Origin of the sequence: Terrabacter carboxydivorans (assembly GCF_039532035.1) — a bacterium.
Classification (GTDB): Bacteria; Actinomycetota; Actinomycetes; order Actinomycetales; family Dermatophilaceae; genus Terrabacter; species Terrabacter carboxydivorans.
Genome location: NZ_BAAARE010000002.1, coordinates 234,138 through 259,281, shown reverse-complemented (window position 1 = coordinate 259,281; position 25,144 = coordinate 234,138). Strand labels below are relative to the sequence as shown.

Sequence of the window (25,144 nt, the reverse complement as noted above, 5' to 3'; positions counted from 1 at the left end):
AGTCGGGGCTGCCGATGCGTGACTACCCCTACGCGTTCCACGTCGCCCTCGACGGGAACGGTCTGAACGGCCTCGAGGGTCGGGCCGGCGTGTGCCTGTTCCGCTACGACCCCGTGACCGGCGACCACTCCTACAAGGTCAGCTACTTCCACGGCGCGTCCGGCGGCCACGCCCCGAGCGTCGACCCGAGCCGGCGGATCGGCTTCCTGGGCAACACCGGCCAGCACCTGCTCTTCTACGACCTCGCCACCCTCGAGGAGGTCGACCGGGTCTCGACGCTGCGCTTCGAGGTGCCCGACACGACCATCAAGGGCAGCACCCACCTCGTGTGGCTCGACGACACGACGTTCGTCACGGCGATCGGCGAGCACCTGTGGAGCTTCGACGTCAACCGCCTCACCAAGGCCGAGGTCCTCGCCCCGCACGGGCTCAAGGTGCCGCACGCCATGAAGCGGACGGCGTCGGGCCGCTACGTCGTCTACGGCGGCATGGACCACCCGTCGCGCGGCGAGGCGCGCGAGGTCGGCATCCTCGACACCCTCTCCGGGGAGGTCCGCACCGTGACGCTGCCGACGACCTGCTGGCACGTCGTGTGCCATCCCGTCCTCGACGTCTTCTACGCCGTGTCCTTCCGGGTGCACCCGGCCGACCGGACCGACTACGCGCACTGGGGCATGGCCTGGCTGAGGCAGTATGCGTTCGAGATCGACGCCGAGCACGGCCAGGTGCTGCGCCACTGGGTCGCCGACCGTGACGTGCCGGCCCACATCAACTCGGACGTGACGATCTCGGACAGCGAGCTCATCTTCTGCACCGGGGGCAGCCACACCGTCGTCCTCGTCGACCTCGAGACGATGACCCACCACCGCCTCGTCGACGAGCACCCGGGCGCCCTCGAGTCGTGGGCCTACCCCCGGCAGTCGCTCAACACGCTCGCGGAGTCGTTCATGCGGGCCAACGTCGTCGGCAACGCCAACCTCTTCGCCGAGTCGTTCCGGGTGAGCCGTGGCTCGCTCATCGACGGCATCTACGCGTGCCAGCTCTCGGCCGACCAGACGCTGCTCTTCACCGCGAACCGGGGGCAGAACCACATCAGCGTCTACGACTACCCGTCGCTCGAGCTGCGCGACCGCATCGTCATGCCGGAGCTCGGCGAGATCGACGCCGGCCTGTCGGACTGGGCCGACCCCCGGCTCGGCTTCCACCACTCCTACCTCGTCAGCCCCGAGACACCTCTCGTGACACCGCCCGACACACCGCCCGACACACCGCCCGACACACCGCCCGACCCACCGCGCACCGCCCAGGCAGGAGAGCACTGATGGCCACGTACTCGATCGACACCGCCCTGAGCGGCAGCGTGGGCAGCGACGTCACGGCCGACGTCACGAGCCAGCTCGCCGGTCTCGACGACATGAAGCTGACCCTGGCCGGCGACAACACGGTGCACACCGACTCGAAGGTCGCGCTCGCGCCGGTGACGACGACCGTCGACACCACCTCCAAGCTCGACTCGACGGCCAAGCTGGACTCGACCTCGGCCGTCGACACCACGTCGAAGATCGACTCGGCGTCGGTGGTCGACCTGCGGCCCGTCGCCCTCGACTCGTGCGTGCGACTCGAGCTCGCCCCACCTCCGCCGACCGAGGTGTCGACCCCCTACGAGCAGCAGTGGAGCTGGTCGGTGCTCGGCCTCGAGGTCTTCGCCGTCACGGTGCGCGGCCGCACGTCCACGCACGTGCGGCCCGTCCCCACCGGCCCCGTCGTCATCGACCTGTAGGCCCCTGCCATGCCGACCCCACGACGCAAGCCACCCGCGGCGAAGACCGTCTCGACGCCTGCCCGACCGTCCCGCCGACGACCGCCCGCGGCCGAGCCGGACGACGCGATCGTGCTCGCCGGTCCACCGGGACGGCTCACGACCACCGTCACCGTCGAGAACGTCTCGGCGGACCGGCTCGTCGTCCGACGCCCCACCCTGCACCTCGGCGGTGAGGCCGTCACGGGCGCGGCGAGCGCCATCATCCCGGGTGGCCGCACGGTCGAGGTCCCGGTCGTCGTGCCCCTGCCCGCCACGACTCCACCGGGTCGGCACGAGGCCGAGATGGAGCTCGGCGGGGTGCGCCGACGCGTCGTGGTCGACGTGGCACCGCACCCCGCACTCGAGCTGAGCCCCCGCCGGGTCCTCGCGGTCGAGGGGAGCCAGGACGTGACCCTCGTCGTCACCAACACGGGCAACGTGCGTATGCCGCTCGCCGCCCTCACGATGGCCCGAGCCGACGACGGTGGCCCGGACCCGGGCCCCGACGTCGTCCTCGCGCTCGAGGCGCCCGCGGCCGTCGAGCCCGGCCAGACCGTGACCCTGCCCGCCCGGCTCGAGGTCCCGCCCGGCCTCGACCCCGCCCGGCGGCACACCGCTTCCGTCCCCGTCGGCATCGCCGACCTGGACGTCGTCATCCTTCCGCGAGACCGATCGGAGTCGAAGTCATGAGCACCTCCACGCCAGACCTGTTCACCTCGTTGCGGACCGGCTGGGCCGACGCCGTCCAGCAGTGGACCGACGCCTCGCAGTCGCTGTGGGACGAGATGGCCGCGCCCTTCCTGGGCAGTGGCGGCGCGGCCGCCGGTTCACCGTGGCAGGGGTGGGGGCAGCAGCGCTCCCGGCCCGCGCCCGACCACGGTCCCCACGGTGGCCACCACCACGACCATGACCACCACCACGAACACCACGACCACCACCACGACGACCACGGCCGCCACCCCGGACCTGACGACTGTGGCTGCGGGACCGAACGGCACGGCTGTGGCTGCGGTGGCGGATGTGGATGCGGGGGCGGCGACCAAGGTCACGACCACCACGGTCACGACCATCACGATCACGAGCACCACGACCACCACGACCACCACGGCTCGACGTGTGGCTGCGGGGATGGCTGCGGCTGCTGCGTGCCCGACGCGGACGTCGTCGTCCACACGCGCGTCGGTGAGCGACGGATCGTCCCCCTGGCCCTGCACAACGCCTGGCGCCGCGAGCGCCCGGTCACGTTGGCGGTGGGCCCCTGGCACCTCGGCACCGTCACCGACCTCGCGGTCGTCGCGGTGCTCGAGGAGGAGCAGGTCACCCTCGCGCCGTGCGAGGACCGCATCGTGCGGCTCGTCATCGGCGTCACGACGACCGCCGGCCAAGGCGGCGACGGACAGGGCGGCGACGGACAGGGCGGCGACGGACAGGGCGGCGACGGGCAGGGCGGAGACGGCCAAGGCGGCCAGGCCGGCGGGGGCAAGGGCTCTGACGCGTCCGCTGCGAGCGAGGAGGACAGCTCCGACGCCCGCCTCGACACCCACGTGGGGATGGGCCAGGGCCGCCTGCCGGGCGACCTCGACGCGTGCGCGTGCGCCTACGCCGACGTGCGACTCGAAGGGTGCTCCCGTCCCCTGCGCGTCGCCGTCGTCGTGAGCCCGTCGCGGTGCGATCCCGTGCAGGCCGGCTGCGACTGCGGCTGCTGCTGAGGAGGCACGTGATGTCGTCGAACGCGAGGGGCCAGGACGAGATGCTCGCCCGGATCACCGAGCTGGCGCGCGACGCCTGGTCGGCGCAGGCGGACTTCGCCCGCCAGTCGATCGAGCTGGGTCGCGCCACGCTCACGTCCGAGGTCGACCCGACCACGGCCGGACGGGCGTGGATGGAGGCGGTCAGCCGCGAGGGCGCCCGCTACTGGAAGGACGTCGGAGAGCTCGGTCTCGACGTGGCGGGCAGCCTCGTCGCCATCGGCAGCCGCAGCATGGCCCGGGTCATCTCGGACACGCGCTCCGCGACACGGGCGGCGACGCACGCGGGGGCCCGAGCCGGGTCACGGGCCGGCGGCCGGGCAGACACGTGGGCCGGGACAGGCGCCGCTGCGGGTCGCTGGCCGGCGCCGGGACCGCACGCTACGCACCGTGACAGCCCCGGTCACGATCACGGCCCGAGCGATCCCGGGGACCCTGATGGGGCCGCAGACCACTCCGACGTCGTCGTCACCGGGCCTCCCCCGGAGCCGGGCAGGTCCGAGCCGCACGAGCCCACCGGCGCCGGGCCGGGGAGGCCGGCGGTCACCCTGCACGGGCGTCCGGGAGACACGGCGACGGGTCGGGTCACGCTGTCGAACGCCCACCCGCGCGCCCGCAAGGTGCTGCTGTCGGCCGGGCGGCTGCAACCGGACTCGGGGCGTCACGTCGAGCTCGAGCTGCGGCTGGACCCCGACGGCGTCACCATCCCGGCCGGCTCGGAGCACGACGTCCTGCTCGAGGTGGACCTCAAGTCGGACGTGGTGCGGCCCGGTGAGCGCTACGAGGGGGTCATCCTGGTGACCGGCGGCGTCGAGGCGGAGCTGGACGTGGCGGTCGTCGTCGAGGAGTGAGCGGCCGGGCGGACCCCGGGTCGCGCCCCTCGGCCCCGGCGTCCGGACCGGGTCGCGCTCCTTGGCCGGTCCCGGCGTCCACGGGATCGGGGAGGGCTCTGGGCTCGAGCGGCCGGGCGGCCCGCACCGCAGGGGCGAGGCGCAGCGACTCCCGCACGAAGCGGGGCAGGTCGGGCCCGATGGCCAGCCACGCGAGGGAGGCGGCCACGGCCTCACGGGCCGGGCGGGCGGCATACCCGATCGTGCGGGCTCGGTCGGAGGCGTACCAGTAGTAGCGCCCGACGGTCGAGGCCTCCTCGCGGGTCGACAGCGGCGCGGACGAGGTGAGCCGTGCCCACGCCTCTGCCGCGCCGGCGGCCAGCCACGCTGCGCCGGCCGGGAGCTCGAGGGCCGGTTGGCCGACGCCGGCCAGGTCGGCGACGAGGCCGTGCAGCGTGCGCCACGAGACGTCCTCGCCGCCGAGGAGGTAGCGCTCCCCCGGCTCGCCGCGCTCGAGCAGGACGACGTGCCCCGCCCCGACGTCGCGGGCGTCGACGACGTTGCAGCCGCCCGGGAACGTGCTGCGGGTGGGGTCGAGGAGGTAGCGCAGGACGATCGCGTTGCTCGGGCCCAGCCGGTCGTAGGGACCTCCGAGCACGACGGTCGGCAGCGCGAGCACCACCTCGAGCCCGGTGCTCTCGGAGACGTCGAGGGCCGCCTGCTCCTGGCGCACCTTGCTCGCGTAGTACTCCGGGGCAGGCTCGGTGCCGAGGTGGTGGCGCTCGTCGCGCGGCAGTGGCTGGAGGCTCGAGCCCCGGGTCACCGCCGAGCTCGTCACGACGGCGCGGGTGACGCCGGCAGCGGCAGCCGCCTCGAGCACGGCGCGGGTCCCGCGGACGTTGACGTCGGCGAGCTGCTCAGTGGCCGCGGGGTGGTAGGAGTAGACGGCGGCGCAGTGCACCACCGCGTCGATGCCCTCGAGGGCACGCGCGAGCGAGACCGGATCGGTCAGGCTCGCGCGCTCCTGACCGACCTCACCCAGAGCGAGGAGCCGCTGGGGCAGATGGCGTCCGGGACGGGTCACGGCGACAACCTCGTGGCCGCCTCCCAGCGCTGCCGCGACGACGTGGTGGCCGACCAGTCCCGTCGCCCCGGTGACCGCGACCCTCATGAGGTCGCCGCCTCGTCGCGCGCGGTGTCGCCGACGCCATGGGCGTGGGGGCCGCTGCGGGGACCCGGGACGTGCCGGAAACCGTGCACGTCGAGGGCAGGGTCGGGAGCGCCGCAGCGGCCGGCCGGGGTCGCGTGGTCGCGCCGCGCGTCCCCCACGCCCAGGCGGGAGGTGAGGGCGTCGACGAGCATGCGCACCGACTCGGTCAGCAGCGGCTCGGACGGGTCCGGTGGAGGACGGCCGATGCGGTGCTCCCGGCCCTCGAAGCAGGCTTCGAGGTTGTCGAAGGTGGCGGTGAAGAAGCGCCGGTAGGCCTCCTCCAGCAGGGGCCCGCGCACCTCGGGCACGGACGGCAGGTCGACCGCGTCGAGCACGGGCGGCAGCGTGAACAGCTGACGGCCGCGGATCGTCACGAGCGTGGCACCGTCACCGGTGCGCTCGAAGGCGAGGGTGCCGTCGTCGTGGGCGGCGGAGCCGTTCGGGCTCGAGACGGTGCGCCAGAGCAGCCGTTGGCGGTCCGGTCCGCGCTCCACGAGCTCGATCTTGCACACGTCGATCGGCTCGCCACCCCACGCGGCCAGGTAGTTCGGCTGGGGCAGGTAGAGGTTGCGCTCGGCCTGCCGCTGCCGTGAGCCGCCCCGGCTCTCGGTGGGATCGGCCTCGGCCGGATGAGCCTCGCCGACGAGGACGCGCCGGCCGCCGAGGTAGTCGGCCATGAGGCTGATGCCCTCGGCGACGTCGACGCGCTCGACCCAGGCGTCGAAGTCGACCGCGACGGCCCGGCGGACCTCGAAGACGGTCGCACCGTCGACGAGGCACCACCGCAGGGCATCCGGGTCCTCGCTCCTCGGCAGCCGGTCGACGACCGCGTCGATGGCCGCGAGCTGGGCGGCGAGCGTGTCGTAGTCGGCGTCGGGGTGGTCGGCGGGGTCGAACCCCAGGGAGACGACCCGCCGGTCGACCTTGGCCTTGTCCATCGTCGCGGCCCAGGCCTCCCCGCCGGCCGAGAGCGTCGACGCCAGCCCGAGCAGGGCCACGAGCCCGGCCTGTCCGATCGGGTCGGCGGCGGCCCGGACCGCCTCGGTCACGAGCGGTCGCAGGGCGGCGAGGACGGGGTCGGCGGTGACCGATCCGGCATCCGGGCCGCCGGTGGCGGCGCTGAGGACCCGGGCCAGGCGCGTGTCGCGGGCGACCTGACGGGCCGCCCTGACCGCGAGGGGGTGGGCGTGGGCGACCGGCGGGAAGGGCTGCAGGTCGCCCTCGACGGAGCCGCTCGGCTCCCCGAGGAGCCCCACGGCCCGCTCGACCAGCGACGAGCTCGACCGGTCCACGCCGAGCAGACCGGCGAGCGTCACGTCCGCCAGCACGGGGTCTCGCGCGACGACGGCGGTGTCCGTCTCGCTGACCTGCGGGAGCCGGCCGCCGTCGGCGCCACCGCTCGCGTCGAGGGCATCGAGCACCGCGAGGTGCGGGCCGAGATGCCGCGCCACCTCGGCGGCGAGGTCCGCCGGCTCGCAGCCCGCCACCTCGGGGACGGCTCGGAGCAGCGTGTCGAGGCACCCGGCATACGTGTCGACGAGTTCGGTGACGGCACGCCCCACGACGACGCGGGTGTCCGCCGTCAGCCACGCCCGCGGCACCGGCAGCCCGGCGAGGACGCTCCTCGCGGGGGCCCGGGAGGGCACGAGGTCCTCGGCGAGGTCGACGACGGCATACGGCCTCCCCCGCTCCGTGCGGCCGGTGAGGCCGGCCGCGTGCGCGAGCGCCCCCACCGACCGGTGCCCACGGTCGCGGTCCCGACTCGTCAGCAGGCCCGCGACGGACACCTCAGACCCGGCCTCGACGAGCGCGTCGACGACGACGTGCACCACCGACGCGGAGGCCGGAGTCGGCGGCGAGAGCCGCGCGAGGACGACCGCCCGGCCCGACGCGGTCGAGGGCGGCAGCAGGCGGCGCACCGCGGCGGCCAGGAGCGCGGGGCCTCGTCCGCGAACGACGATCGCGTCCGCGGGGTCAGGCGATTCGGCGACGCCGGAGGGCCGCATCCCCCCATGAAACCAGCGCGGGCACGCGCTCGGTCGGGATCGGGCGGAAAGGGGCGCCGACCCTCGTGGGTCGCGTCAGACGGTCGGCGTGATCCGCACGACCACGCGGTTGCTGTTGCCGCGCCGCACGACCCACTCGATGGCCATGAAGATGCGGAACTCGACGCCGTACTTTCGCGAGAGCCGGCGGTTGACGGCGTCGGACGCGGCGGAGTCGGTGATGATCTCGGCGGTCCCCTCGACGACCGGCGCGCCGTCCTCGACGTTGCCGCGGCGGTCGCACGGCTGGATCGTGACGCGAGGGTCGTGGCGCAGGCGCTTGAGCTTGCCGGCGCCCTCGGGGGTGCTGACGATCGCGGCTCCGGCGTCGGGCAGCACCCACACCGGGGTCGGGACCGGCTCGCCGGTGCGGCGGTAGGTCGTCATCAGCACGAAGCGTTCGCCACCGAGGTTGTGGAGCGTGGGCGCCTGGGTCATGGCGGAGACATACCCGTTGACGCTTCATCTACCTACACCCGCTGGCGCGCGCGTCCCTGCTCTGAGCCGTCGAGCGACACCTCGACGACGTAGGCGTCGTGGTCGGAGAGGTGACGGCCCTCGGCCTGCATCGGCACCTGCTGCGCCGGCCTCACGACCGGGGTCCCGACCGGAACGGCGAGGTGGTCGATGGACCCGTGACCGTCGAGCCGGTGGGGCAGCCCGGCGGTGAGGACGCTGAGCCCCAGGCGGGTGACGGCCTCGTTGATCGCCTCACGACCGGCCCTGCTGCCGGCCATCTCGGGCCCGTCCAGCGCATGGTTCCAGTCGCCGCCCCAGACGATCGGCCCCGCGGGCAGCGCCGCGGTGAGCTGATCGAGGGCGTATGCCGTCCGCTCGGCGACGTTCGCACCGCGCCACGGGTGCGCCCCACCGCTCGAGCGCCAGGGCAGGACGCTGCTGCAGTAGGTGATGCCTCCGGCGACGAGCGCGGCACTCGCCGGGTGCGGATCCGGCGTCGACGCGTCGGGCGCGAGCTCCTGCCGCGCGGATGGCGCGGCGCGCTGGCTTCAAGCGGATTGGTTGCGCCCTGTGCCCTGGGTCGTCGGCTGACTCAGCCGGAGACGTGGCAGTCGAGTGGGCAGTCGAGTGGGCCTGAGTCACTTCGCAACCCAAAGCACAGCGCGCGCCGGCCGCCGGCGTCGGACCCCGTGGCTACGATCGGCGGGTGAGCGCCAAGCCCGCCGTCGTCGCAGCGCCCAGTCCGTCGAGCCCTGACGGGGTGCGGGAGGTGCGCGTCTCCAGCCCCGACCGCGTGCTCTGGCCGCCGGCAGGGATGGCCGACGGCAAGCCGGTCACCAAGCTGGACATGGCGGCCTACCTCGTCTCGGTGGCCGACCCGATGCTGCGAGCGCTCGGAGACCGGCCGGTCACGCTGCAGCGCTTCCCCGAGGGGATCGAGGGCGAGGAGTTCTTCTCCAAGAACCCGCCCAAGGGCGTCCCCGAGGGCACCCGCACCGTCATGTGCACCTATCCGTCCGGGCGCAAGCACCCGCAGCTCGTCATCGACGAGATCGCCGATGCCGTGTGGGCCGCGCAGATGAACACCATCACCTTCCACCCGTGGCCGGTCCGCACCGCCGACGTCGACCGACCCGACGAGCTGCGCATCGACCTCGACCCGCAGCCCGGACGCGGTTTCGCCGACGCCGTCGAGGCAGCCGTCGCGCTGCGCGAGGTGATGGCCGAGATCGGCCTGACCGCGTGGGCCAAGACGTCCGGCAACCGGGGCGTCCACGTCTACGCCCGCATCGCGCCGACGCACGAGTTCCTCGACGTGCGGCACGGCGTCATCGGCATCGCGCGCGAGCTGGAGCGACGCCTCCCCGACCTCGTGACGACGTCGTGGTGGAAGGAGGAGCGCGGCGAGAAGGTCTTCGTCGACTTCAACCAGGCGTGCCGCGACCGCACCATCGCGTCGGCCTACTCCCCGCGCCCGCTGCCGGGTGCGCCGGTGTCGACGCCGGTCACGTGGGACGAGCTGGGCTCGGTCGACCCCAAGGAGCTCACGGTCCGCACCGTGCCTGCTCTCGTCGCCGACCGCGGTGACGCGTGGGCCGGCATCGACGACGAGGTCGGCGACGTCGCCGCCGCGATCGCATTGTGGGACAAGGACGTCCACGAGCGCGGCCTCGGCGAGCTGAACTTCCCGCCCGACTACCCCAAGATGCCGGGCGAGCCGCCGCGCGTGCAGCCGAGCAAGCGCCGCACCGACAAGGCCGACGGCGACTACATGGCACCCAAGGCCGAGCGCGACGCCGACCTCCGCACGACGTGGGGCATGCCGGTCGTCCCCCCTGTGTCGCCGATGCTCGCCAAGCCGGTCAAGGACTTCACGGCCGTCAAGGTCGACGTGCTCTACGAGCCGAAGTGGGACGGCTTCCGCTCGATCATCTTCCGGTCGGGCGACCTCGTCGAGATCGGCTCCCGCAACGAGAAGCCGATGACGCGCTACTTCCCCGAGGTCGTCGAGGCGGTGCTCGCGAACTTCCCCGACAAGTGTGTCATCGACGGCGAGATCGTCCTCGTCTCCCCCTCGTCGGGTGACCGCCTCGACTTCGACCTGCTCCAGCAGCGCATCCACCCGGCCGCCTCACGCGTCAAGAAGCTCGCGGCCGAGACGCCGGCCTCGTTCGTCGCCTTCGACCTGCTCGCCCTGGGCGAGGAGTCGTACCTCGACAAGCCGTTCGCCGAGCGACGGGCCGCGCTGGAGAAGGCCCTGGCCGGGGCCGAGGCCCCGATCCACCTGACCGCCGCCACCGCCGACCGCGACGTCGCCAAGGGCTGGTTCACCCAGTTCGAGGGCGCCGGCCTCGACGGCGTCATCGCCAAGCCCGTCGACATCGCCTACGAGCCCGACAAGCGCCTGATGTTCAAGATCAAGCACGAGCGCACCGCCGACTGCGTCGTCGCCGGCTACCGCGTGCACAAGAGCGGGCCCGACGCGATCGGGTCGCTGCTGCTCGGGCTCTACGGCGACGACGGGAAGCTCGCCTCGGTCGGTGTCATCGGCGCCTTCCCGATGGCCCGGCGCAAGGAGCTCTTCGAGGAGCTCCAGCCGCTCGTCGCCGAGTGGGACGACCACCCGTGGAACTGGGGCCAGCCCACCGACGACGGGAGCATGCGCACGCCGCGCTCGTCGGAGTACTCCCGCTGGAACAACGGCAAGGACCTCTCCTTCGTGCCGCTGCGACCCGAGCGGGTCGTCGAGGTGCGCTACGACCACATGGAGGGTGCACGCTTCCGGCACACCGCCCAGTTCGTCCGGTGGCGCGAGGACCGCACCCCGGAGTCATGCACGTACGAGCAGCTCGACGAGCCGGTCAGCTACGACCTCGCCGACGTCCTCTCGGCCGGCTCGGACTGAGCCGCCACCGGCCGAGGCGTTGCCCCACGACCCGGCGGGACGGCATACCTCGAGCCCGGAGGGGGCGGGCGCCTCAGTGCCGGACCTGGCGGGGCCGGCGGTCGTGGTGCCGGTCGGCTGCCTCGCGCAGCTGCGCGACGACCTTGGCCTCGGCCTCGTTGAGGGCGGCCTTGGTGTCGCCGAGGTTGGAGACGCCGATGACGGTCGGCAGCCCGCTGATGCAGACCTCGACGGAGGTGTGCATGCCCGGCTGCCCACGGTCCTTGACCCGCAGCCCGATGTGGACCATCGAGGGGTCGAAGCGCTCCAGCTGCGTGAACAGCTGGGTCAGGGCGTGCTCGATGAAGGGGAGGTCGTCCTCGTGGTACCCGTCCTCGAGGCGGACCCGCTCCATGTAGAGGCTGGACGTGCTCATGCCGAGCTCCTTTGCCGCGTGGACGTCGTGCTCGACGTCCACCAGAAGTCTATCGAGCAGGCTCGGGGACCAGCCGTCTGCGCGCCTATGAGAGTGCTCACCCACGAACACACCCAGAGCCATCGCTCAGCGGTCGCCGTGCCCCGAGCGTCGGACGTGGCGCCGGACCGAGCCGTCCGCGACGAGCACGGTGCCGGCCCGGTGGACGCGGGCCAGCACCACGTGGTCGGCGTCGGCGCCGGCCGCTCCGATCTCACGCAGCGACAGCCGGGGTCGCTCGACGAAGTGGCCCGGCACCGGGCCGTCGGGGCCGATGACCTCGTCGTCGGGCTCCTCCGCCCACGACACCGCGAGATGCACGCGTCCGTGGCTCTCGGCGACGACGTCGCTGCCGTCGAGGCGTGCGCCGCCCCCGGTCAGCACGATCTCGCGACCGAACCCGTCGATGGCCATGCCCGGTGAGACGACGAGCTCCTCACCCTCGACCGAGACCTCGAACCCGGCGACGACGCCCGCGCCGTGCAGCATCCGGTTGTGCAGCCAGACCCGCTCACGGCTGGCCTGCTGCTCCGAGCCGAGGTCCTCGGCCGTGACGAGGCGGCCCTCGAAGAAGTTGACCCTCCGGCGGGGTGTGTCCGGCAGCGTCATCGCCGCCTCCTTCTCTCTCTCGCGACCCTCAGAGGAGGTCGGTGAGCTCGTTCCTCGCGGCCTCGCGGACGGCGGTGAGGGCGTCGACGGCGGTGCGCGCTCCGCGCGCGGCGTCCGCGATCGCCTGGCACTCGGCCACGGAGTGGAGCGAGAGCGCGAGACGCACGACCGGCACCTTGCTCGGCGCCATCGACAGCGACGAGACGCCGAGGCCGACGAGCACGAGCGCGAGCAGCGGGTCGCCCGCCGACTCGCCGCACACGCCGATGGGCCGGTTGACCCGGGCGGCGCCGTCGCAGGCCAGCCCGACGACGTCGAGCACCGCGGGCTGCCACGGGTCGAGCAGGTCGGACAGCGCGCCCTGCATGCGGTCGGCGGCCATCGTGTACTGCGCCAGGTCGTTGGTGCCGAGAGAGCCGAAGTCGACCTCGCCCAGGACGTGGTGGGCCCGCAGGGCCGCGCCGGGCACCTCGATCATGACGCCGGCCTTGGGCAGGCCGTTCTCGCGCACGCGACGCGCGAACCAGGCGGCCTCCTCGGCCGTCGCGACCATCGGCGCCATGACGCGGACGTCGGCGCCGGTCTCGCGGGCCGCTATGGCGAGCGCCTCGAGCTGCGCGTCGAGCAGGTCGGGCCGCTCGGCCGAGAGCCGCAGCCCGCGACGCCCGAGGGCGGGGTTCTCCTCCGGGCCGAGGTCGGCGAACTTGAGCGGCTTGTCGGCGCCGGCGTCGAGCGTGCGCACGACGACGCGGCGCCCCTCGAACGGCGCGAAGACGCCGCGGTAGATCTCCGTCTGCTCCTCGACGGTCGGGGCCTTGGTCGCGGAGAGGTAGACGAACTCGGTGCGGAAGAGCCCGACGCCCTCGAGGTCCTGCGCGCCGGCAGCGACGGCGTCCTCGACGCCGCCGATGTTGGCGAGCAGGGCCACCTCGGCCCCGTCGGAGGTGCGGCCGGGACCGGAGAGGCGCGCCAGCGCCTCGGCCCGTCGAGCGGCCCGCTCACGCTGGGCCGTCACGAGCTCCATGTCGGGCGCGATGGTGACCTCTCCGGTGTCGCCGTCGAGCGCCACCGGCGTGCCGGGGGCGATCTCGGTGGCGCCGGCGAGCTGCACGACGGCTGGGATGCCCATCTGCGCGGCGAGGATCGCCGTGTGGCTCGTGCGGCCGCCGGCCTCGGTGATGATCCCGACGACGAGCCGCCGGTCGAGCGTCGCCGTCTCGGCGGGCGCGAGGTCCTCCGCGACGATGACGCTCGGCTCCGAGAACGAGGGAACGCCGGGGGCCGGGACGCCGAGCACCGCTGCGACAGCGCGTGATCCGACGTCCCTGAGGTCGGCCACCCGCTCGGCGAAGTAGCCGCCGAGCGCCTCGAACTGCGCGGCATACGTCTCCACCGCGTTCTCGATGGAGTGCGCCCGCCCGTGGCCGGCCGCGAGCTCCTTGGCGGCCGCCTTGACGAGGCCCTTGTCGCGCGCGATGAGGGCCGTCGCCTTGAGGATCTGCTGCGCCGTGTCGTCGACCCGCGTCGCCCGCTCCTCGAGCGAGACGGCCACCGACTCGAAGGCCGCGCGCACGTCGGCGAGCGCTGCCTCCTCGTCGTCGACCGCCTTCTCGTCGGCCGGCGGCCGGACCGGTGGTGCGACCTGCACCACCGGCCCGTATGCCGTGCCGGGGCTGACGCCGATGCCGTGCCGTGCCTCCGGCACCGGCTGCGACGTGCCAGCAGACGTAGCAGCAGACGTGGCAGCGGACGTGGTCTCCGACCCGGCCATGGTGACTACTCCGCGTCGAGGTCGCGCGACAGAAGCTCGACCAGGGAGTCGAGCGTCTCGTCGGCGCCGTCGCCGTCGGCCGTCAGGACGACCTCCTCGCCGTGCTTGGCCCCGAGGGCCATGACGCCGAGGATGCTCGTCGCGTCGACCGGGTCCTCGCCGGGCTTGGCGATCTCGACGTTGAGCCCGGAGGCGCTGGCTGCCTCGACGAACAGGGCGGCCGGGCGGGCGTGCAGGCCCACCGAGGAGGCGATGGTGACGGTGCGGGTTGCCATGGACGTGCTCCTTCGTTGGAAAACGGGTGGTCGTGCGTCGGTGTGGTCAGACGGCGATCGCGATCACGCCCTGCTTCAGACCGTAGCGGTCGCGTCGATCTCCGCAAGGTTGTGCTCACGGGACTTCATCGCGACGACGAGGCCGGTCATGACGACCACACCGACGGCGAGCGCGAGCAGGAAGAGCAGGAAGTTGCCGATGAGCGGCAGCACCCAGATGCCTCCGTGCGGGGCCCGGAGCGTGGTGCCGAAGGCCATCGCCAGGGCGCCCGTGACGGCCGAGCCGATGACGGAGCTCGAGATGACGCGGACCGGGTCGGCGGCGGCGAACGGGATCGCCCCTTCGGAGATGAACGAGAGACCGAGCAGCCAGGCGGCCTTGCCGTTCTCACGCTCCGGCTCGGAGAAGAGGTGCGGCCGGACGGTCGTGGCGAGCGCCATGGCGAGGGGCGCGACCATGCCTGCCGCCATGACCGCGGCCATGATCTTCAGCTGCGGCGCGTTGGTCGCGGCGCCCGCGGCGGCGAGACCGGTCGTGGCGAAGGCGTAGGCGACCTTGTTGATCGGGCCACCGAGGTCGAAGCCCATCATGGCGCCGAGGATGATGCCGAGGATGATGGCGCTCGCGCCGTTCATGCCGGTCAGCCAGCTGTTGAGGGCGTCGGTGAGGCCCTTGATCGGGCGGCCCAGGACAGTGATGAACAGGCCCACCGTGATGAGCGAGCTCAGCAGCGGGATGACGACCACCGGCATGACGCCCCTGACCCCCTTGGCGACGTTCCACCCGGAGACCCAGCGGGCGACGAAACCACCGAGCAGACCGGTGACGAGGCCGCCGAGGAAGCCGGCACCCATGGTCGCCGCGACGGAGCCGCCGACGATGCCGGGCACGAGGCCGGGGCGGTCGGCGATGGCGAAGGCGATGAAGCCGGAGAGGATCGGGACGAGGAAGCCGAACGACGCGCCGCCGATGACGAAGAGGAGCGCCGCCCACGAGGTGAGGCTGGTGGGGCTGAAGGTCGTCGCGATGTTGAGCGGGTCGCCGGGCTTGAGGTTGTACTTGACGATCTCGATGGCTCCCTGCTCGCCGAGGGCGACCTGGGCGAGCATGAACGACAGGGCGATGAGGATGCCGCCGGCGGCGACGAACGGGATCATGTAGGACACGCCGGTCATGAGCCACTGGCGGATCTTGGTGCCGGTGCTGGCGCCCTCCTCGACCTTCGAGATGAGGCCCCCGGACGCGCCCCCGGCGCCGGCGGCCGCGACGGCCGCCGCGCGCTTGCTCGGGTCGGCGTCCCACTCGGCGACGAGCTGCTCGGCCTGGGAGACGAGCAGGGGTCCGTCGGAGATGCCCTTCTTGACGCCGACGTCGACGAGGGGCTTGCCGGCGAAGCGGCGGGCGTCCTTGACGGGCAGGTCGTGGGCGAAGATGACGGCGTCGGCGGCGGCGATCTGGGCGGCGCTCAGCGGCTTGGAGCCGGCGGAGCCCTGGGTCTCGACGAGCATCGTGTGGCCGGCGGCCTTGGCGGCGTTCTCGAGACCCTCGGCCGCCATGTAGGTGTGGGCGATGCCGGTCGGGCACGAGGTGACGCCGACGAGGTTGAGCACGCGCTTCGCGGCCGGCGCCGAGGCGCCGCTCGTGTCGGCGGCGCCGGCAGCAGCAGCACCCGCGGCAGCGCCGGCGGGCTGGTCGAGCTCGACCTCGGCGCTGACGATGCGGACGACCTCGGCCTCGGTGGTGGCCGCGGCGAGCGCCGCCTTGAAGTCCTTCTTCATCAGGGCGCGGGCCAGCTTGGGCAGCATCTGCATGTGCGCGTCGCCGCCACCCTCGGGAGCCGCGATGAGGAAGACGAGCGTGGCCGGTCCGTCCTTGGCACCCCAGTCGATGCCGCCACCCTCCGTCGCACGCCCGAAGACGAGGGACGGCTCGGTGATGGCGGTGCTGCGGGCGTGCGGGATGCCGATGCCGCCGGGCAGGCCGGTCGCCATCGTCTCCTCGCGCTTGCGCACGTCGGCGAGGAACTGGTCGAGATCGGTGCAGCGGCCCGTGGCGACGAGTCGTTCGCCGAGCCTCCGGGTCGCCTCGTGGCGATCGGCACCGGTGAGGTCGAGGACGACCTGGTCTTCGGTGATCAGGGACATGTCATTTCCTTTCGGAGGATCGGGACGATCAGGTGTTCGGCGTCTGGGGCCGCGTCAGGTGAGGACACCGATGACACGGTCGAGGTCGGGCTCGCGGGTCAGCTCAGCGCGTATGCCGTCGAGGTCGTCGGGTGAGGGGACGCGGCTTCCGGGGAGGGTGACCGCCGCGGCGCCCCACGTCACCCCCGTCATGAGGGCGTCCGCCGGGGCGAGCCCGGTGGACAGGCCGTGGAGCAGGCCGGCGAGCATGCAGTCGCCGGCGCCCACGGTGGACTGGGGGGCCGTGATGGTGGCCCGGGCGTGGGCGCACTCGTCGGCCGTCACGAGCAGGGCCCCGTCGCCGCCGAGGCTGACCGCGACGACGTCGATGCCGGCCGTGACGAGCTCGCGGGCCGCGTCGCGGACATGGCCCAGGGTGGGCAGGTCGTGCTCGACGAGCTCGGCGAGCTCCTCGTGGTTCGGCTTGATCAGGTGCGGGCGGGCGGCGACGGCTGCCGCGAACGGCGCGCCCGAGGAGTCGATGGCGATGCGGCCACCGCGCTCGCGCACCCGGCGGACGAGGACGGCATACAGGTCGGTGGGGGCGCCGGGCGGGAGGCTGCCGCAGCCGACGACCCACTGGGCCCCCTCGGCACGCTCGAGCGTGGTGGCGACGAGCGCCTCGACCTCGTCGGGCGACAGGTCCGGGCCGGGCTCGTTGAGCTTGGTCGTCGTGCCGTCGGGCTCGAGGACGCTGATGTTCATGCGCACGGAGCCGCGGACCGGGACGGAGGCGTAGGAGACGCCGGCCGCGTCGAGGAGCTCCTCGAGCAGGTGGCCCTCGGGTCCGCCGCTCGGCAGCACCGCGGTGGTCGAGCCGCCCTGCGCGGCCAGGGCGCGGGAGACGTTGACGCCCTTGCCACCCGGGTCGATCCGGCTGCTCGTGGCGCGGTGCACCTCGCCGCGACGGAGGGCGTCGATGAGGACGGCCCGGTCGATGCTCGGGTTGGGGGTGAGGGTCACGATCATGCGGTCACCACTTCCGGTCCGGCCGCACGGATCTCGGCGGCGACGTCGTCGTCGAGGTCGGTGTCGGTGATGACGACGTCGACGTCGGCGAGCTGGGCGAATCGGTGGAGGTGGTCGTCACCGGCCTTGCTCGAGTCGGTGAGGACCACGCACTTGCGGGCGGCGCCGACCATGGCGCGCTTGACGAGGGACTCGGACTGGTCGGGCGTCGTCAGGCCGCGGGCGACCGACAGGCCGTTGGTGCCGATGATCGCGACGTCGACGACGACGTCGGCGAGGGCGCCCGTGGCCCAGTCACCGACGGCGGCGCCGGTCGTGCCGCGGACGCGTCCGCCGAGAAGGTAGAGGGAGATGCCGGGGTGCGTCGAGAGCACGGTCGCGGCGGCGAGGCTGTTGGTGAGGACCGTGAGGTCGAGGTCGGGCGGGAGCATCTCGGCCACGGCCAGGGCGGTGGACCCGGCGTCGAGGATGATGCTTCCGCCGCTCGGCAGCTCGTCGAGGGCGCGGGCCGCGATGCGGCGCTTGACGTCGGTGAGGCGACCGGAGCGGGTGGCGAGGGTCGGCTCGACCTCGAGGCGCTCGACGGGGATGGCCCCGCCGTGCACCCGGCGCAGGGAGCCCCGGCGCTCGAGGGCGGTGAGGTCACGGCGCACGGTCTCGGCGGCGACCCCGAGGGAGTCGGCGAGGGCGGTGACCTCGACGCGGCCGGCACGGCGCGCCTCGGCGATGATCCGCTGCTGGCGCTCCGCTGCGTACATCGGACTCCCTCGTCCTCGTCGACTGCGGTCCCCCTTCGGGCCGCTTCACCAAGGAAACCACCCGTTCGGTCCTATGTAAATAGATTCGGGCACCCGTTTTTGTGGCTTCGGGCAGGAGCGGGCGCGTTCGGACAATGAGATCTACGCCCGGCTGCCCGCGCGGCGGCGACCCCGCGGCATACAGTTCGGCCATGCAGAGCAGCACGTTCACGCTGATGACCCCCGACGGCACCGAGGTCTTCGTCAACCGCTGGCTCCCGGACGGGCCGGCCAAGGCCGTCGTCCAGGTCTCGCACGGCATGGCCGAGCACTCGAGCCGCTACGCCCGCTTCGCGCAGCGGCTCACCGACCACGGGTACGCCGTCTACGGCTCCGACCATCGCGGGCACGGCAAGACGGTCGGCAGCCGCGGCTACTTCGCGCAGCAGGACGGCTGGCAGACGGTCATCGACGACCTGCACGCCGTGACTGAGCGCGCCCGCGAGGAGCAGCCGGGTCTGCCCGTCTTCCTCCTCGGCCACAGCATGGGCTCGTTCCTCGCGAGGGGGTATGTCGCCCAGTTCGGTTCCGAGCTGACCGGCCTCGTGCTCTCGGGCACCTCAGGCGGGGCCGGCGCGATCAGCAGGGTCGGCCTCTTCCTCGCCTCGACCCAGGCCCGGCTGCGCGGCCACACCCACGCGAGCGGGCTGATGAACACGCTGACCTTCGGGCAGTACAACAGCGCCTTCAAGCCGACCCGGACGCAGTTCGACTGGCTCTCACGCGACACGGCCGAGGTCGACAAGTACGTCAACGACCCCGACTGCGGGTTCGTCTTCAGCGCCGGCGGCTTCGTCGACCTGATCCGTGGCCTCGAGGGCGTCAACACCGACGCGGTCGCGGGGCGCATCCCGAAGAACCTGCCGGTCCACCTCACGTCGGGCGACATGGACCCGGTCGGCGCCAACGGCAAGGGCGTGCGCAAGGTCGCCGACCAGCTGCGCCGGCTCGGGGTCCGTGACGTGACGCTGACGCTGTGGCCCGAGGCGCGGCACGAGATCCTCAACGAGACCAACCGGGATGAGGTCGAGGTCGAGATCCTCGAGTGGCTCGACGCCCATCTCGTCCCCGCCGCGGCCTGACCGGACACGACCCAGCAGGCACGGGAGCGCCCGCTCGACCACGAACGTCGAGCGGGCGCTCCCGTCTGTCGGGACCCCGGAGGTCCGCCGGAGTCAGCGGACCTCGGCAGGGGTCAGCTCCCGCGCGGCTCGTCGGACCTCGGCCCGACGGGCCCGGCGGCGGACGAGAGCCGGCGGGTGCCGGCCAGCGTCTGCAGGCTGCGGGTGTAGCCGGGCAGCACGGTCGGGACGATGCGCGGGTCGGGCTGCGCGCTCGTCGGGACCGGCGTGTGGTGGTAGTCGGCCTGGACGCGCTCCGGCGTCACGTCGATGACGACGAAGCCGTGGCTGACCCCGTCGATGTAGCGCAGCCACGGGTTGAGCTGCTGCGCGGCGCCGATGGCCTGCCGGGTGGCCCCGACGACGACCTCGGCCGGCTGACCCTTGAGCTGCGCGGTGCTGCCGAGCACCTCGTAGAAACCGTCGCTCGTCACGGACGGGCAGACGAACTCGACGCCGGCAGAGGTGTAGGCCGCCTGGCCGGGTGACGAGGTCACGGGCAGGTCGCACGAGAAGGAGGCGTGGATGTCGCCGGTCAGCACGACCGCGTCACCGGCCGCCGCGGGCTGGGCCGCGAGGTGGGTCAGCAGGCTCGTGCGGTCGGCGGTGTAGCCGTCCCACTGGTCGGCGTTGACGAAGGTGTAGCCGGGTGCGCCGAGCGCAGCGCCCGGGTAGAGCACCGGCGCGACCATGACCTGGTTGCCGAGCAGGTGCCACTGACGCCCCCGCTGGGCGAGGCCGTCCTTGAGCCAGGCCAGCTGCTCGGGCTCGGGCAGGTGCCGGGCGGGCGAGGCGATCGCGCCGTCGATCGCCGGGCTGAGGCCTACGGGGACGAAGCCGTCGAAGGGCACGCCGGGCACGGTGACCTGGCGGCTGCGGTTCTGCCGTGTCTCGAGGATGGACAGGTCGCCGAGGTCGCCGAAGGTGAACCGCTTGAAGAAGCGGGTGCCCTGGTGCGGCACCGACTGGTCGGGCAGGCGGAACGGCATCCACTCGAGGTAGGCCTGCATCGCCTGGGCGCGGCGGGCGAGGTAGTCGCCCTCCCCCGGCTGGTGGTTCTGCGCACCGTCGGCCCACGAGTTGTTGGCGACCTCGTGGTCGTCGAAGATCGTGATCCAGGGCAGCGCCTGGTGCGCGGCGCGACAGTCGGGGTCGGCCTTGTGCAGGGCGTGGCGCAGGCGGTAGCCGAGCAGGTCGATGGTCTCGGTGGGCGGCTGGCTGTCGCGGACGCCGGCGAGGGCGGCGGGGCCGTAGCGGTCGGCGCCGTTGCCGTACTCGTAGATGTAGTCGCCGACGTGCAGCACGAAGTCGAGGTCGTCGCGGGCGGCGATGGCGCGGTAGGCCGTGAAGTAGCCGCCCGTGTAGTTGCTGCAGCTGACGAGCGCCATCCGCAGCGCGTGCGTCTCGCCCGCGATGTCGCCGGCGGTCTGGGTGCGACCGACGTCGCTGAGCTCGCCGAGCGACTGGAAGCGGTAGTAGTAGCGCGTGTAGGGATCGAGCCCGGTGACGTCGACCTTGACCGTGTGGTCGCTGTCGGGCGAGGTCATGACGGTGCCGTGCGCGGCCAGGCGGGTGAACCTGCGGTCGCGGGCGACCTGCCAGCGCACCGGGATCGGGCGGCCGAGGCCGCTGCCCGGGGTGGCGACGGGCTCACCGGGCCGCGCCGGCGGCGTCGCTCGGGTCCAGATGACGACGGAGTCGGCGGTGGGGTCGCCGCTGGCGATCCCGTAGCCGAAGATGCCCTTGCTCGCCGGCGCCGCAGCGGCGGCCGGGTCGAAGACGCGAGGGACGGCGAGTGCTGCGGTGGCCGCGGCGACACCCTTGAGGAGGGTGCGCCGGTCGAGGGACGGCGATGTCATGACCGCGAGGCTATGCCCGGGCGGTGACGCTCAGGGGCGTATGCGTGGACCTGGGTCCGGCCGCCGGGTGACGTCCCGTGGTCGGGGCCGTCTCCCACTGCACCTGCCCGTGCCGCTCCACCGGCGTAGCGTCGGGGCATGAGCACCCGGCTGCGTGGCCCGTCATGACCCACCCCGTCCGCGTCATCGTCGGCGTCCTGCTCGTCCTCGTCGGAGCGCTGTGGACCCTGCAGGGCCTCGGCTACGTCGGCGGCAGCGTCATGTCGGGCGTCACCCTCTGGGCCGTCATCGGCCCCATCGTGGCCGTCGCCGGTCTGGGGCTCGCGCTCTCCGGCGCCCGACGTCGACCCTGACCCGGCGTCGGGCGCGGAGGCGCGCGCGGTCAGCCGTCCACCTGGCGTGGCGGCTCCGTGCGGTCGGCCGGCACCGGGGGCGCCACCTGTGACGGCAGCGGTGACGGCGGAGCGAGCGGGACCTCCGAGCCTCCCTCGTCGAGCTGGAACGGCGGGTAGACGTCGGTCATGAGGGCGGCATACGCGACGACGCGGTAGACCCAGCGGTTGAGGCCGATGACGAGGTCGAACAGTGCTCGCGGGTAGCGCGCGGTGAACAGGAGCGAGAACCCGGCGATCGCCACGAGGAGCCCGAGGACGCTCCAGCCATAGGTGTCGATCCGGGCGCCGCTGTTGGTGGTGCGGCCCCACGCCCATCCGCCGCCGCCCAGGAGCAGGCCGAGGATGATGTAGTGCGGGATGGCGAGCAGCCACCACTTCACGAGCACGAGGCCGCGCGAGAGCCGCTCGGGGTAGGCGATGTCGAGCCGGGCCGGGTAGTCCGGCTCTGGGCCCAGGCTGAACGGCGGGTAGCGGTCGGTGCCGAGGCCTCCGTTGCCGCAGTAATACGACACGCGCCAGCTCCACTGCAGGACGCCGACGTTGAAGGCGAAGAGCCCTCTCGGGTAGCGGCCGGTGAAGAGGATCGCGAAGAAGGCGACGACGCTGACCACCGAGAAGGCCATCCACAGGAAGCCGAGCACGATGAAGTGCGGGATCGCGAGGAACCACTTGACGAGCCACAGCCAGCGCGAGAGCGGCTCGTCGAGCCGGGCGTCCAGCGCCACCGGGCTCATCGCCCGCGGGTGCGAGGACCACGCGACCGGCTCGCCGGTCGGGGGCGGTGCCTGCACCGGGACGCCGGCCCGCATCGACATGGGTGTCGCCGTCGTCATCGCCGTCGTCATCGCCGTCGGCCCGCCCGGGCCTGCGGCGGCAGAGGGCACCGGCGTCGGTGACCCCGGCGGCCGCGTGTAGCTGGACGGCCGGCTGCCGGACGCGCCGACGATGATGAGCGCGACCGCGACACCCGCGACGACGAACCCGAGGCCGAGCATGATGAAGGCCATCGGCAGCAGGAAGCCGGCGCGGACACCGATCGACGACGCGACGGCGACGCCGCTGCTGCCGTCGGCGTTCATGATCACCGCGGCCCACTGGCCGCCGGTGACGCGCCACGTCAGCTGCTGCTGGCCGGGGCCTGTGGCCACGGCGGTCCAGAAGGTCTGGCTCGTCGGGGCCGGCGCCCGGTTGGCGCCGGGCGTCGCCTGCAGCACGGCCGTGCGCTGACCGCCGGACCGCGGGTCGGAGATGCCGACGACCTGGTCGTGGGCGACCCCGGAGAGGTAGGTCGACAGGCTGCCCGCGGGGGCGATGCCGAGGAAGACCCTCCTGCCCGGCTCGAGCGGCCGGGCGGTCAGGCGCACGTCGAACTCCATCCGGTCGAGCACCCAGGACGGCACGTCGGAGCTCGTGGCGACGACGGCGTCCTCGGCCGTGAGCGCGGGGGACGAGCTCGAGAGGTCGGGCATCGAGAAGGTCAGGTAGCCAGCGCTGTCGCGGGCGACGGCATACGTGATGCCCAGGCCTGCCCCGCCGAGGAGCAGGCCCAGCCCGGGCAGGATGAGCAGGCAGCCGATGATGAGGGCGGCGAGATTGCGACCGCCGGGATGCGACGGCGCCGCGCCCGCCGGCGCGGGCGCCTGCACGGTCGGGGGACTGGTGGTGAAACGCACGTCACCGAAGGGGTCGTTCGTGGAGCTCACGGCGATCACATCCTCGGGAAGCGGCCGCGGACGAGCCGGCTCAGCGAGTCGAGGATCCCGACGCCACCGCCGACGAAGCCGAGCACGAGCAGGACGCGCGCGACGACCTCCCACGCGGTGCCGATGACGTCGAGGGGGAACACCTGCCAGATCTCGATGAGGGCGACGAGACCGAAGCCGATGGAGACGAGGTCGCCGAGGGCCCGCGGTCGAGGCAGGTCGAGGACGACGTTGACAGCGTCGGCGACGACTCGAGCGATGATCGAGGCGTTGACGGCGCCGACGACGAGCACGGTGCGCCCGGTGAGGAACGGCACCGCGTCCCAGCCCGGCCAGCCGTTGATGAGCCAGAGCAGGATGAGGTTGACGACGATGGACCCGACGTAGCCGCCGCGTCGGCCGCGGACGGGGCGGAGATCCTCGGGCTCGCGAGGCCGACCGGGCGGCTGGTCACCCGGGTCGGCGACCCGGTGCTCGCTCAGCGGCTCGGTCAGGCGTTCCCGAGGGGGCTCGCTCGGGAGATGGGTGGGGTACTGGCCCGGGATGGACATCATGATGCACTTCCAACTGACGTGGCGCCGGAGTGGGCGCCGAGGACCGGGAGGGGCAGCGCGGACCGGACCGCGGCGGCCAGACCGCCGGGGACGACCTCGCGCAGCTCGTAGCGCGCCCGCACGAGGGGCGCGGGCACGGAGAGGACACGGGTCAGGTCGATGGGGGTGCCGCTGACGACGGCCTCGCACTCCCCCGCCTCGACGGCCGCGCGGATCGTGGCCTCGAGGTCGCGCACCTGCTCAGCGCCGTAGCCCATCGCGGGCAGGATGCCGCGGGCGTTCGGGTACTTCGCGTAGGTCGCGGCGATCGACCCCACGGCATACGGGGTCGGGTCGACGATCTGGGCTGCGCCGGCGGCCCGGGCCCCGACGACTCCGGCCCCGTAGGTCATCGACCCGTGCGTCAGGGTCGGGCCGTCCTCGACGACGACGACGCGACGCCCCGCGACGACGCTCGGGTCGTCGACGGTGACCGGGCTGTCGGCGCGCAGCACCGTCGCGCGCGGGCTCAGGGCGCGCACCGACCGCTCGACGGCCTCGATGTCGGCCGTGCGCGCCGAGTCGCACTTGGCGACGACGACGACGTCGGCCATCCGGACGTTCGCCTCGCCGGGGTGGTATGCCGTCTCGTCGCCCGGGCGCAGCGGGTCGGCGAGCACGAGGTGCAGGTCGGGGACGTAGAACGGCAGGTCGTTGTTGCCGCCGTCCCAGAGGATGACGTCGGCCTCCTGCTCGGCCTCGCGGAGGATCCGCTCGTAGTCGACGCCGGCGTAGACGACGACGCCCGCGTCGAGGTGCGGCTCGTACTCCTCGCGCTCCTCGATGGTGCACTCGTGGCGGTCGAGGTCGGCGTAGGTCCCGAACCGCTGGCACGCCTGGGCGCCGAGGTCGCCGTAGGGCATCGGGTGCCGGACGGCCACGACGCGCAGGCCGAGGTCGGCGAGCAGGCGGGCGACGTAGCGGGTGGTCTGGCTCTTGCCCACGCCGGTGCGCACCGCGGTCACCGCGACGACGGGCCTGGTGCTGCGCAGCATCGTGTGCCGCGCGCTGTGGAGCCGGAAGTCCGCGCCGGCGGCGACGCACCGCTCGGCGAGGTGCATGACGTGCTCGTGCCGCACGTCGGAGTAGGCGAAGACGACGACGTCGACGCGCTCGCGCTCGACGAGGTCGGTCAGCTCGGACTCGGCGACGATCGGAATCCCTTGCGGATACAGCGATCCCGCCAGTTCGGGCGGATAGCGACGGCCCTCGATGTCGGGGATCTGCGTCGCGGTGAAGGCGACGACCTCGTAGGCCGGGTCGTCGCGGAAGACCACGTTGAAGTCGTGGAAGTCGCGTCCTGCCGCGCCGAGGATGACGACGCGGGTGCGATGGGAGGGGACGGTGCTCGTCAGGATGCTCATGGCCATCTCCGCGGCTGGGTCATCGACGTGACCGACACACCCCACTGCGGGT

24 protein-coding genes are annotated in these 25,144 nt (G+C 73.2%); 8 read left to right on the top strand and 16 right to left on the bottom strand.

Annotated elements, in window-relative coordinates; genetic code table 11:
* Positions 1 to 14 precede the first annotated feature (14 nt).
* From ABD297_RS03130 to ABD297_RS03120, 3 genes are read left to right on the top strand one after another with little or no spacing between them, the layout of a single operon-like run.
* Complete coding sequence (locus ABD297_RS03130) at positions 15 to 1,322, top strand: hypothetical protein (RefSeq protein ID WP_344252869.1); 1,308 nt, start codon at positions 15 to 17, stop codon at positions 1,320 to 1,322.
* Positions 1,322 to 1,780, top strand: coding sequence for a hypothetical protein (locus tag ABD297_RS03125; RefSeq protein WP_344252868.1), 459 nt, complete (start codon positions 1,322 to 1,324; stop codon positions 1,778 to 1,780). Before ABD297_RS03130 ends, ABD297_RS03125 begins: the two co-directional genes overlap by 1 nt.
* 9 nt (positions 1,781 to 1,789) lie before the next feature.
* Positions 1,790 to 2,491 (top strand): hypothetical protein, encoded by a 702-nt coding sequence (locus tag ABD297_RS03120; RefSeq protein WP_344252866.1) that lies wholly within the window; start codon positions 1,790 to 1,792, stop codon positions 2,489 to 2,491.
* A 137-nt stretch (positions 2,492 to 2,628) separates the two neighbouring features.
* On the opposite strand, the gene ABD297_RS03115 is transcribed toward ABD297_RS03120, so the two are convergent.
* The gene (locus tag ABD297_RS03115) at positions 2,629 to 2,907 is read right to left on the bottom strand and encodes a hypothetical protein (protein WP_344252865.1); all 279 of its coding nucleotides are present in this window, start codon (positions 2,905 to 2,907) and stop codon (positions 2,629 to 2,631) included.
* Between the two features lie 39 nt (positions 2,908 to 2,946).
* Here ABD297_RS03115 and ABD297_RS03110 point away from each other — a divergent pair, with 39 nt between their 5' ends.
* Together ABD297_RS03110 and ABD297_RS03105 are read left to right on the top strand one after the other, a co-directional pair.
* Positions 2,947 to 3,510, top strand: a complete 564-nt coding sequence (locus ABD297_RS03110; RefSeq protein ID WP_344252864.1) for a hypothetical protein — start codon at positions 2,947 to 2,949, stop codon at positions 3,508 to 3,510.
* An 11-nt stretch (positions 3,511 to 3,521) separates the two neighbouring features.
* The gene (locus tag ABD297_RS03105; RefSeq protein WP_344252862.1) at positions 3,522 to 4,400 is read left to right on the top strand and encodes a hypothetical protein; all 879 of its coding nucleotides are present in this window, start codon (positions 3,522 to 3,524) and stop codon (positions 4,398 to 4,400) included.
* Here the strand turns inward: ABD297_RS03105 and ABD297_RS03100 are convergent.
* The 4 genes from ABD297_RS03100 to ABD297_RS03085 form a co-directional block, all read right to left on the bottom strand.
* Complete coding sequence (locus tag ABD297_RS03100; RefSeq protein ID WP_344252861.1) at positions 4,339 to 5,550, bottom strand: NAD-dependent epimerase/dehydratase family protein; 1,212 nt, start codon at positions 5,548 to 5,550, stop codon at positions 4,339 to 4,341. The genes ABD297_RS03105 and ABD297_RS03100 overlap by 62 nt on opposite strands.
* On the bottom strand, positions 5,547 to 7,595 hold the full coding sequence (locus ABD297_RS03095; RefSeq protein WP_344252859.1) for a hypothetical protein: 2,049 nt from the start codon (positions 7,593 to 7,595) through the stop codon (positions 5,547 to 5,549). Before ABD297_RS03095 ends, ABD297_RS03100 begins: the two co-directional genes overlap by 4 nt.
* A 75-nt stretch (positions 7,596 to 7,670) precedes the next feature.
* Positions 7,671 to 8,072, bottom strand: coding sequence for a PPOX class F420-dependent oxidoreductase (locus tag ABD297_RS03090; protein ID WP_344252858.1), 402 nt, complete (start codon positions 8,070 to 8,072; stop codon positions 7,671 to 7,673).
* Between the two features lie 32 nt (positions 8,073 to 8,104).
* Complete coding sequence (locus ABD297_RS03085) at positions 8,105 to 8,371, bottom strand: hypothetical protein (protein WP_344252857.1); 267 nt, start codon at positions 8,369 to 8,371, stop codon at positions 8,105 to 8,107.
* A gap of 428 nt (positions 8,372 to 8,799) precedes the next feature.
* Here ABD297_RS03085 and ABD297_RS23790 point away from each other — a divergent pair, with 428 nt between their 5' ends.
* On the top strand, positions 8,800 to 10,998 hold the full coding sequence (locus ABD297_RS23790) for an ATP-dependent DNA ligase (protein WP_344252854.1): 2,199 nt from the start codon (positions 8,800 to 8,802) through the stop codon (positions 10,996 to 10,998).
* Positions 10,999 to 11,071: 73 nt separating this feature from the next.
* Here ABD297_RS23790 and ABD297_RS03075 read toward each other — a convergent pair whose 3' ends face one another.
* The 7 genes from ABD297_RS03075 to ABD297_RS03045 all read right to left on the bottom strand — a co-directional run bounded on the left by ABD297_RS03075 (position 11,072) and on the right by ABD297_RS03045 (position 18,018).
* A complete protein-coding gene (locus tag ABD297_RS03075) occupies positions 11,072 to 11,413 on the bottom strand; it encodes a hypothetical protein (protein WP_344252853.1) in 342 nt (113 codons plus the stop codon).
* Between the two features lie 126 nt (positions 11,414 to 11,539).
* A complete protein-coding gene (locus tag ABD297_RS03070; RefSeq protein ID WP_344252851.1) occupies positions 11,540 to 12,061 on the bottom strand; it encodes a hypothetical protein in 522 nt (173 codons plus the stop codon).
* Between the two features lie 28 nt (positions 12,062 to 12,089).
* Positions 12,090 to 13,832: a phosphoenolpyruvate--protein phosphotransferase gene (ptsP, locus tag ABD297_RS03065; RefSeq protein WP_344252850.1), complete on the bottom strand. Its 1,743-nt coding sequence runs from the start codon at positions 13,830 to 13,832 to the stop codon at positions 12,090 to 12,092.
* A gap of 5 nt (positions 13,833 to 13,837) precedes the next feature.
* The gene (locus ABD297_RS03060) at positions 13,838 to 14,107 is read right to left on the bottom strand and encodes an HPr family phosphocarrier protein (RefSeq protein WP_344252848.1); all 270 of its coding nucleotides are present in this window, start codon (positions 14,105 to 14,107) and stop codon (positions 13,838 to 13,840) included.
* Between the two features lie 75 nt (positions 14,108 to 14,182).
* Positions 14,183 to 16,252 carry a PTS fructose transporter subunit IIABC gene (locus ABD297_RS03055; RefSeq protein ID WP_344252847.1) on the bottom strand — a complete coding sequence of 690 codons (2,070 nt, stop codon included), beginning with the start codon at positions 16,250 to 16,252 and terminating at the stop codon, positions 14,183 to 14,185.
* Positions 16,253 to 16,306: 54 nt separating this feature from the next.
* Positions 16,307 to 17,260, bottom strand: coding sequence for a 1-phosphofructokinase (gene pfkB / locus ABD297_RS03050; protein ID WP_344252846.1), 954 nt, complete (start codon positions 17,258 to 17,260; stop codon positions 16,307 to 16,309).
* Positions 17,257 to 18,018, bottom strand: coding sequence for a DeoR/GlpR family DNA-binding transcription regulator (locus tag ABD297_RS03045; RefSeq protein WP_344252843.1), 762 nt, complete (start codon positions 18,016 to 18,018; stop codon positions 17,257 to 17,259). The genes pfkB and ABD297_RS03045 overlap by 4 nt, the downstream gene beginning before the upstream one ends.
* A gap of 191 nt (positions 18,019 to 18,209) precedes the next feature.
* Between ABD297_RS03045 and ABD297_RS03040 the strand changes: the two genes are divergently transcribed.
* On the top strand, positions 18,210 to 19,139 hold the full coding sequence (locus ABD297_RS03040; protein WP_344252842.1) for an alpha/beta hydrolase: 930 nt from the start codon (positions 18,210 to 18,212) through the stop codon (positions 19,137 to 19,139).
* Between the two features lie 113 nt (positions 19,140 to 19,252).
* Here ABD297_RS03040 and ABD297_RS03035 read toward each other — a convergent pair whose 3' ends face one another.
* Positions 19,253 to 21,037 carry an alkaline phosphatase D family protein gene (locus ABD297_RS03035; RefSeq protein WP_344252840.1) on the bottom strand — a complete coding sequence of 595 codons (1,785 nt, stop codon included), beginning with the start codon at positions 21,035 to 21,037 and terminating at the stop codon, positions 19,253 to 19,255.
* 164 nt (positions 21,038 to 21,201) lie between these two features.
* On the opposite strand from ABD297_RS03035, the gene ABD297_RS03030 reads away from it, so the two are divergent.
* Complete coding sequence (locus ABD297_RS03030) at positions 21,202 to 21,390, top strand: hypothetical protein (RefSeq protein ID WP_344252839.1); 189 nt, start codon at positions 21,202 to 21,204, stop codon at positions 21,388 to 21,390.
* Between the two features lie 29 nt (positions 21,391 to 21,419).
* Here the strand turns inward: ABD297_RS03030 and ABD297_RS03025 are convergent, their stop codons facing one another.
* Genes ABD297_RS03025 through ABD297_RS03015 form a run of 3 tightly spaced genes read right to left on the bottom strand, consistent with a single transcriptional unit; the run spans position 21,420 to position 25,092 of the window.
* Positions 21,420 to 23,135, bottom strand: coding sequence for a DUF4389 domain-containing protein (locus ABD297_RS03025; protein WP_344252836.1), 1,716 nt, complete (start codon positions 23,133 to 23,135; stop codon positions 21,420 to 21,422).
* A 5-nt stretch (positions 23,136 to 23,140) separates the two neighbouring features.
* Positions 23,141 to 23,689: a hypothetical protein gene (locus ABD297_RS03020; protein ID WP_344252834.1), complete on the bottom strand. Its 549-nt coding sequence runs from the start codon at positions 23,687 to 23,689 to the stop codon at positions 23,141 to 23,143.
* On the bottom strand, positions 23,686 to 25,092 hold the full coding sequence (locus ABD297_RS03015; RefSeq protein WP_344252833.1) for a cyclic 2,3-diphosphoglycerate synthase: 1,407 nt from the start codon (positions 25,090 to 25,092) through the stop codon (positions 23,686 to 23,688). The genes ABD297_RS03020 and ABD297_RS03015 overlap by 4 nt, the downstream gene beginning before the upstream one ends.
* Positions 25,093 to 25,144: the final 52 nt, after the last annotated feature.